Raw genomic sequence first — 7,776 nt, forward strand, 5'->3', positions numbered from 1 at the left:
GATCTTCGAGTGCGAGCGCGGCGACCTCTCGCATCGCAGGGTCCGGATCGGCGAGGAGCGCCACGATGCGGCGATGGCCCTCTCCATCTCCCCTGCTGACCCGCCCCAACGATCGCACCACGAGCCTTCGCTCGTGCGGCGCTGCGGTGTCGCCCAGCAGCGCGACCAGAGATGCCTCGACGAAGGGCTGATCGAGCTGGCCGAGCGCGAAGATGGCCTCGACGCGCACCGGCGGGACGTCCCGACGAGCCGCTGTCACGAGCGTTCCCAGGTAGGCCGGGTCTTGGAGCCGGCCGATGGCGCGAATCGCACGCGCCCGCACCTTCGGATCCGGATGTCGCACGAACGGCTCGAGGGCCGTTCCATTGCGACTGTCTTCCGCACGCAAGATGGCATGCAGCGGCGCGTCAGCACGAGCGGGCGCGGCACAGAGGAGGGCGAGGAGAATCAAGATGAGCGATCGCATGCCTGCAAGTCTAACGCCCCTTCGCTGCGCACGCAAGCCGACGGTGCAGATGAGGTCACATCGCCCCACATCTCCCCCCGCCGAGGGCAGGATTCACGCCCGTCTGACAGAATGCACCCCTCCCGCGGCCTTCGACCCGGTCCTTCATGGACCTCGCCTGGCGCGCACCTCCATCCCAGCACTAGGGAGATTCCATGTCCGAGCGACCCGCAGGCACACCCACGGGCCCGTCAGACCTGCTGGCCGTGTCCCCGACCGCCTCCCTGGAAGAGGTGAGAGCAGCCTACCTCGAGCGAACCGCAGCGCTGCGAAGCGCGTTTCTCCATCTGGGCGGATTCGACGAATCCCCTCGTTCCTCGAATCAGACATTCGAGACCTTTGTGGCAGGCAGCGCGAACCACATCGCCCTCGCCGCGTGCAGGCGCATCTGTGAAGCCCCCGGCAGCGCATTCAACCCACTGTTCATCCACGGGCATCCGGGCCTCGGGAAGACGCACCTGCTGTCAGCGATGCGCACCCGTCTCGCAGACCTGCATCGAAACCTCCTCGTTGTGACCACGACGGCCGAGCGCTTCACCGACGAGCTCCTGCTGGCCATGGGCAGCCACTCACTCGATCAGTTCCGCGAGAAGTACCGCGGTGTCGACGTGCTTATGATCGACGGGTTCCACCAGATCGGCAACCGGCTGCGCGCGCAGGAAGAGCTCTGCGCCGCTCTCGACACACTGATCGCGAGCGGCCATCAGATCGTCATCGCGGGGCAGGCTGCTCCGCAGGACAGCCGATGGCTGAGCCCCTCGCTCCGCTCGCGCCTGAGCTGCGGGCTCGTCACCGAGGTCGGATATCCCGACCTCGAAATGCGGCAAGCCATCGTTCTCCAGCTTGCGGAACAGGCGGGCCTGGGGCTGTCTGCGGAATCGGCCAACACGCTGGCCCGGCGTGTGCAGCACGACGTTCGTGAGATCGTGGGCGCCGTGAACCGCCTCGTGGCGCTCCGACTGGGAGTGAGCGGCAGCGAGGTCGAGTGCCGCATCCCGCTCGATGATCTCCTCTACGATCTCGCTCCTCGCCCCCTCGCGCCACAGTCCAGCCTCGAGGCCGTTCTCGCTCAGGTGCTGTCGTGGTACGCCCTGGAGATGGGCACGCTCAAGTCGCGCTCACGGGAAGCGCGGGTGAGACGGGCACGTCAGGTGGCGCTCTACCTCGCGCGAACCAGCACGACCGCATCGCTCCAAGAGATCGCAGACGCTCTGGGCGCTACCCCCAACCAGGTGCTGTACGCAGTTCGCGCCGTAGAGAGAAACCTCTCCGACCCGCTGATCAGCGGCGACCTCGAGGCCGTTCGAGCCTCGCTCGCACAAGCGAAGAGCGCCCCCCGGAGCAAGCGTTCCGTGACCCGAAGCGCGCGGCGCTGATCTTCGTCAGGCGTCCGGGAGCAGGAAGGTGGGCACCTGACCCCCACCGCTGGTGACATTGCAGAGCGACGTGTCAGAGAGACGGGTGAGAAACCCGGTCACGCGGTCTCCGAAGATGAACGGGTCGAGATCGACAACCCGCGGAGCGACGTTGCCCTGCAGATCCGGGAAGGCCACACGAGAGGTGGGAACCCGCTCCTGGAGCACGTGGGGATAGGCAAGCGCCTCAGTCAGCGCACGCTCCCAATCGGCCGCTGTCTGTTCCCATCCGATCACAACGCCCTTGCCGCCGTACTCGTCGTTGGGCTTGAGAACCATGCGCTGCTGCTCGGCTCGCGCAAGCGCGAGGAGATCGTGCGAGCGCCCCTCGAACTCGACACGAGCATCTTCCACACGAGCGGTCCACGGCACGTGACGCCGTATGACAGCGCGCTGCACGTCGCTGAAGAAGGGCTGCATGTCGGGGCTCCACAGCGCCGCGAAGAGCAGCTTCTTGTGCAGGAGCTTGCAGCGGAACGAGTTGACCATGCACACAGCGTTCTGTTCGACGGCCTGTACCAGCGCGGCGCACGCGTCAACGCGCTCGAGAAGCTCGTTGACGAGCAGCCGGCGATAGAGGATGTCGATAGGCCTGCCATCCGGCGACACGAGACGACCGTCGCGCATCTCGAGCGCGCGGGGGTCGGCAATGACAGTCTCATACCCTTGTGACTCGAAGAAGGCCTTGAACAGCTCGAACTCTGTGCGGGTGGGAACATCGAGATAGTCGACGATGGCGATGCGTGGCTTCGCCGTTCCGCCCCAGCTCTCGTAGGCCGCGAGGAGCACATCGAGCACGTTCTGCCGGCACTGCAGGCGCGTGAGCCCGAAGCGCTCGACGAAGCGACGCATCAAGGGCATGGCGAGGAACTGATCTTGCAGCACGTCGGCATAGGCGATGCCCGCGGGAGATTCAGCGTTGTACTCCACGAACTTGAACGACTCCGGTGTGAGGAACGTGTCCATGCGCGAGTTGGCAGAGAAGCGGCGCGTGCTCGACGGCAGGCGCACCAGCCTCGCCTCGCCCTCGCTGAGGCCCATGCGCTCGAAGAACCTCGGGTCCTCGAAGGCGCGGCGCTCCACGACCTCGATAGCCGCCATGGCCTCTCGAATGGCATCGCGCACGTAGTCGAAGTGGCTGCGCGCCATGAAGTTCGGGCGCAGATATGGACACAGCACGCGCCCCCCGAAGGTCGCCTCGGCGGAGACCATCTGCTCTCGGAAGCGCTCTCCAAGCGCCGCAGCGCCCTCGGGCTCTGCAGCGAGGGCCGCGTGCCACTCGTCGATGAGGGCGTTCACCCGTTCGAACGAGTCGCGCGACGGGAAGGGAGCGATGCTGGGAATAGAGGCGTCAATCTCAGGGGTCACGACTTCAGGCTCCTCGCACAGCTGCGTCTCCGGCCGACCGCGCGCGGTGCGCGGAAGGGGGGCGAAGGCGCCTTCTTTGTCGTTCCGGGCCTTTCCTCCGCAGACGACCTCGAAAGACCTTGCAGGAGAATCAGGCGCAGTGGAAAAATATTCAAGGATGCTGCGTGTCAAGTGACGTGCGCAGCGTCCACCTGCCAGACGAGCAACTGCCTGCGTCTGCAAGGCCCGCCAGAGGAGCAGAGAGATGCCCGCATCCCGCACCCCCCAGAAGGCACAGAGCGATCGCAAGATCCCCACGATGTTCGAGGAGACGGTTCTCGTAACCCCCGCGACCGCCTGGCTGCAGGTCCTGCGCAACGACTCGTGGGACCCTGCCAGCGTGACGGTGCTCGCCGTGCACACAGACGGCCAGGGCGTTCGTCTCGACAGCCCCATCCCGCTGCCGCGCGGAACCAAGGTCATGGTGAACGTCAATCTTCGCCCCTCCGAGGCCGTTCATCTTCAGGGCGTGGTCCACGTCACCCGCAAGAGCGGAAGCGGGTCGATGGCAACGCTTCGCTTCGAGCACCAGACCGAAGCCGACCGCAAAACCCTCGCGGCGTTTGCCGCCGCGGCGCCGCCAACCGAGCAGCCCACCGAGCCCACGACGGAGAAGCGGCGATATAAACGCTTCGTCAAGAGCGTGCCGGTCCAGTACCAGCTGCTGCGCGCCGACGGTGAGATCATCCCGGGAGAGGGTCAGATGATGACCCTCGACATCGGGGGAGGCGGCATGAAGATCCGGGTCGACCAGAAGCTGGAGATGGGCGACCTGGCCTATCTGCACCTTCCCCTCGACTCCGTCCCGTTCTTCAGCCTTGGGCGCGTCATCTGGATCGAGGACTCGCGGGTTCCGGATCGGTGGGTCGCAGGCCTGCAGTTCGTCGATCTGAGCGAGTCAGAGCAGTCGCGCCTCAACAGCCTGCTCGCGACGGCACGGTAGCGCGTCGCGCCGAGAAGCGAGGGCTCAGTCGCGCCCTGCACCGAGGATCTGACGCCACGTGGTCAGGCTCTGATTGTCGCGCTGCACCTGCGGCTCCGGGATGGAGAGGCGCAGCGTGCGGTGCGCCGTCGACATGGCATGCAAGCGGCCGAGGGTGGAGCGGCGCTGGCGTGAGGCGTTCCAGATGAGACGGATGTCTGCCACGGTTGCGTGGCCTGTATCGCTGGCTTGTCCTGCGCGACCTTGCGGCATCGTCTGACCTTCTCTCTCGCGTGGCGCACAGCTGCGGGATTCGTCCCGTGCTCGGACGCGCTCGACCTCCCGAGTCTACCGCACCCCCCGGTCAAAGGAAAGGGGCGTTTCGTAAACGAACCGTGAACATTTGACGAGGAAATGACGACTACACCCTGCACGCCCGTCATCGAGCCCGCCCTGGAGACTCCCGCCGACCCCTGGGCGAAGGTGCGCAACCAGCCGCCCTATCACGTGGTGCTCCTCGATGACAACGATCACTCCTACGAGTACGTCATCGAGATGCTGATGCGCCTCTTCGGGCACTCTCCGATGGACGCCTACGGCATGGCGGTGGAGGTCGACATGAGCGGGCGGGTGATCGTGCTCACCACCACCCTCGAGCGCGCGGAGCTGGAGCGCGACCGCATCCACGCCTACGGAGCCGACCCGCGCATCCCGCGGTGCAAAGGCTCCATGAGCGCGATCATCGAACCCGCCGGCGACTGAGGTTGCGTCCGCCGGCGCGGCGCTACAGCGACGCGCGGCGCCACTTCCCCCGCCGCCGGCGCGGCGCTACAGCGACGCGCGGCGCCAAGAACGATACGGCGTCCGCGTCACCGGATCGTTTGTGGGCCGCAGGTCGTCACAGTACTCCGGATCGGCGTTGCCAGAATCGATGTCGAGCGCATAGGCGCCAACCTTCGCCGGCGTGTCGATGGCAAGATGCCAGGAGAGGCGCAGGCGCCCCCCGGTCCTTGCCCCTCGCCCCATGCCGGGGCCGCTGTCATAGACCGAGATGACGTAGTACTGCGCGTTCGGACGCAGATCCTCAAAGTCGTAGTCTCCCTTGGGACCGCTGCTCACCTCTCGCATGGTGGCGTCAGCGAAGTCGTAGAGATAGATCGCATGCATGGGCATCGGAATCCCGCCGACGCTCATCACCCCATGCAGACGGACATCGGACACGGTCTCAGGAGAAGGCGAGGAAGAGGGCGCGACATCGGGCGCGTCTTCCATCTCGGGGGAGGGCGACGGCGACGGAGAAGGAGCCGCCACAGCAACGGTGACCCTCTTCGCAGGCGGCTTCACCGAGAGTGAGGAGACAGCCGAACTGCCCACGCCCAACTCCGGCCGAACGTCTCCGCCGAGAACGGCCGCGCCTGGAACATCGTGATCTCCCCCTGAGGTACGGATCGGCTTCGTTCCGCTCACGGCCTCCTGCGCCGGGAGCTCCGTCGAGACACGCGACCCGTTCACCACCGCGATTTGCGTGCCGGCAGCTCCGCTCATCGCGGAAGGCGGGTGTCCCAGCAGCGAGAGCACGACGCGATAGCCGCAGAACATGAACACGACGGCCACGAGCGCGGTGCCCACGGCCAGGGGCATCGGCACTGCGGAGAAGAGACCCTCCCCCGCCTCACGCGTCTCACGAGACAGCGACATCGTAGACTCCTCATACTGAGCCCCACGCTCAAGTCCCTTCCTCCTGCCGCGCACGCACATCGAAGACCGCGCCCCGGACGACAGGCGCAGGTCAGCGCCTCTCACTGTGACGCCGCTTGCGACGACCCCCCGATCATCCTGATGTGGATTGAATCCGGACAAAAAAATCGCCCTCCGGAAAGAGGAAAGATTTTCATTTTGTAGAAAGGACTCTCTCAGAGCGGGCCCCATTACGGGTCCCCTCACGACGCCCTGTGTCATTCCGCCGAATCGCCCCGCCGAGTCGACCCGCTGATACTGATCTGGGCGTTGCCATGGCTGTTTCATATCTGCGTATACTGCACGGGAGGGAAAACATCACATGTCCGAGGAGCGCGCGAAGGGTACCAGGGCAGGCGGCAATAGCCAGGCAGGGTTTGAACGCCTCGATCTCTTTCTGAGTCTGGCAGAGCGCAAGCGAGAGCTCAATGCTGAGGAGCGCGTCACAGAACCCGCTCCCACCGAGATCCATCCGCACTCCGAGCCCGCAGCCTCCCCGAGTGCGGCCGCTGCAAAGAGCGCTGAGACGTGGGACGCCACCTACGCCAGCGGTGAGCGGCAGCTCGAGTCGTACCTCCCGGTGGCGGGCATCAAGGTTGTAGGCGTGGGTGGCGCAGGGTGCAACGCCGTGAACCGCATGGTGCAGACCGGCGTGCAAGGAGTCGAGTTCATCGCGGTCAACACCGACGCGCAGGCCCTGTTCCTCTGTGACGCCGACCAGCGGGTGCATGTCGGCACCCAGACCACGCGCGGCCTGGGCGCAGGCGCCGACCCTGGGATGGGGAAGGCCGCGGTCGAAGAGAACCGTGAAGAGATCCGCGCGCTGCTCGAGGGCGCGGACATGGTCTTCATCACGTGCGGCATGGGAGGCGGCACCGGTACTGGCGCTTCCCCCATCGTCGCGGAGATTGCGCAGGAGCTGGGGGCGCTCACGGTTGCCATCGTGACCAAGCCGTTCAGCTTCGAGGGCAGCAAGCGGAGACGCTCTGCCGAAGAGGGCATTCTGGCGATTCGCGACAAGGTCGACGCCCTCATCACCATCTCCAACGATCGCTTGCTCTGCGTCACCGACAAGAAGGTCCCGATGACCGATGCCTTCCACCTCGCCGACGACGTGCTCCGATGCGCGGTGCAGGGCATCTCTGACATCATCACGGTGCGCGGTCTCATCAACGTCGACTTCGCAGACGTGCAGACCATTCTGCAGAAATCCGGGTCGGCCATCATCGGAATCGGTCGCGGACGTGGCGAGAAACGCGCCGCAGACGCCGCACGCGCGGCCATCTCGAGCCCCCTGCTTGAGAACTCGTTCCAGGGCGCTCGCGGCATCCTGTTCAATGTGACCGGTGGCTCGAGTCTCAGCCTGGCAGAGGTCGACGAGGCGGCGCGTGTGATCTCAGCCGCCGCACACGCAGAGGCCAACGTGATCTTCGGCGCCGTGGTCGATGGTCGCGACGACAAGCCCGATGATGAGATCACCATCACGGTGATTGCGTCTGGCTTCCTGCCGGCCGACACCAGCAGCGGGGAGATCCCGGTGGTGAACCTTCAGAGCGTGGTAGAGCCGTTCCGCGCTGAAGCGCCGCTGGCCGCTCCGTTCGTTCAAGACAAGTACGAAGAGCCGGCATTCTTCCGCCGCGGTCGTCGCTGAGGGAATCGGCAACAGCCGTATCTTCTCATCGAACTGCCGACAATCGCGGGTCGCGTGATCTTCACGCGACCCGCGATTCTATTTCTGAACCGGCAGCCAGGTCAAGAAACCAAAAAAAAGAGAGCGGTGCGCACCGCTC

At 65.6% G+C, this 7,776-nt stretch carries 8 protein-coding genes; 4 read left to right on the forward strand and 4 right to left on the reverse strand.

All coding sequences use genetic code 11. The features are described from left to right. A partial coding sequence (locus EB084_15220) for a HEAT repeat domain-containing protein (protein NDD29607.1) occupies nucleotides 1-466 on the reverse strand: 466 nt, incomplete at its 3' end. A 194-nt stretch (nucleotides 467-660) separates the two neighbouring features. Here EB084_15220 and EB084_15225 point away from each other — a divergent pair. After that, on the forward strand, nucleotides 661-1,881 hold the full coding sequence (locus tag EB084_15225; GenBank protein NDD29608.1) for an AAA family ATPase: 1,221 nt from the start codon (nucleotides 661-663) through the stop codon (nucleotides 1,879-1,881). Between the two features lie 6 nt (nucleotides 1,882-1,887). On the opposite strand, the gene EB084_15230 is transcribed toward EB084_15225, so the two are convergent. After that, nucleotides 1,888-3,762: a hypothetical protein gene (locus tag EB084_15230; GenBank protein ID NDD29609.1), complete on the reverse strand. Its 1,875-nt coding sequence runs from the start codon at nucleotides 3,760-3,762 to the stop codon at nucleotides 1,888-1,890. Here EB084_15230 and EB084_15235 point away from each other — a divergent pair. Beyond that, complete coding sequence (locus EB084_15235) at nucleotides 3,533-4,270, forward strand: PilZ domain-containing protein (protein ID NDD29610.1); 738 nt, start codon at nucleotides 3,533-3,535, stop codon at nucleotides 4,268-4,270. The genes EB084_15230 and EB084_15235 overlap by 230 nt on opposite strands. Before the next feature lie 24 nt (nucleotides 4,271-4,294). On the opposite strand, the gene EB084_15240 is transcribed toward EB084_15235, so the two are convergent. After that, on the reverse strand, nucleotides 4,295-4,522 hold the full coding sequence (locus tag EB084_15240; protein NDD29611.1) for a hypothetical protein: 228 nt from the start codon (nucleotides 4,520-4,522) through the stop codon (nucleotides 4,295-4,297). Between the two features lie 141 nt (nucleotides 4,523-4,663). Here EB084_15240 and EB084_15245 point away from each other — a divergent pair, with 141 nt between their 5' ends. Continuing rightward, on the forward strand, nucleotides 4,664-5,011 hold the full coding sequence (locus EB084_15245) for an ATP-dependent Clp protease adaptor ClpS (GenBank protein NDD29612.1): 348 nt from the start codon (nucleotides 4,664-4,666) through the stop codon (nucleotides 5,009-5,011). 66 nt (nucleotides 5,012-5,077) lie between these two features. Here the strand turns inward: EB084_15245 and EB084_15250 are convergent, their stop codons facing one another. Beyond that, nucleotides 5,078-5,947 carry a hypothetical protein gene (locus EB084_15250; GenBank protein ID NDD29613.1) on the reverse strand — a complete coding sequence of 290 codons (870 nt, stop codon included), beginning with the start codon at nucleotides 5,945-5,947 and terminating at the stop codon, nucleotides 5,078-5,080. A gap of 361 nt (nucleotides 5,948-6,308) precedes the next feature. Here EB084_15250 and ftsZ point away from each other — a divergent pair, with 361 nt between their 5' ends. Continuing rightward, the gene (ftsZ, locus tag EB084_15255; protein NDD29614.1) at nucleotides 6,309-7,637 is read left to right on the forward strand and encodes a cell division protein FtsZ; all 1,329 of its coding nucleotides are present in this window, start codon (nucleotides 6,309-6,311) and stop codon (nucleotides 7,635-7,637) included. The last annotated feature ends 139 nt before the right edge of the window (nucleotides 7,638-7,776 follow it).

It is taken from the genome of Pseudomonadota bacterium (assembly GCA_010028905.1).
Lineage (GTDB): Bacteria > Vulcanimicrobiota > Xenobia > RGZZ01 > RGZZ01 > RGZZ01.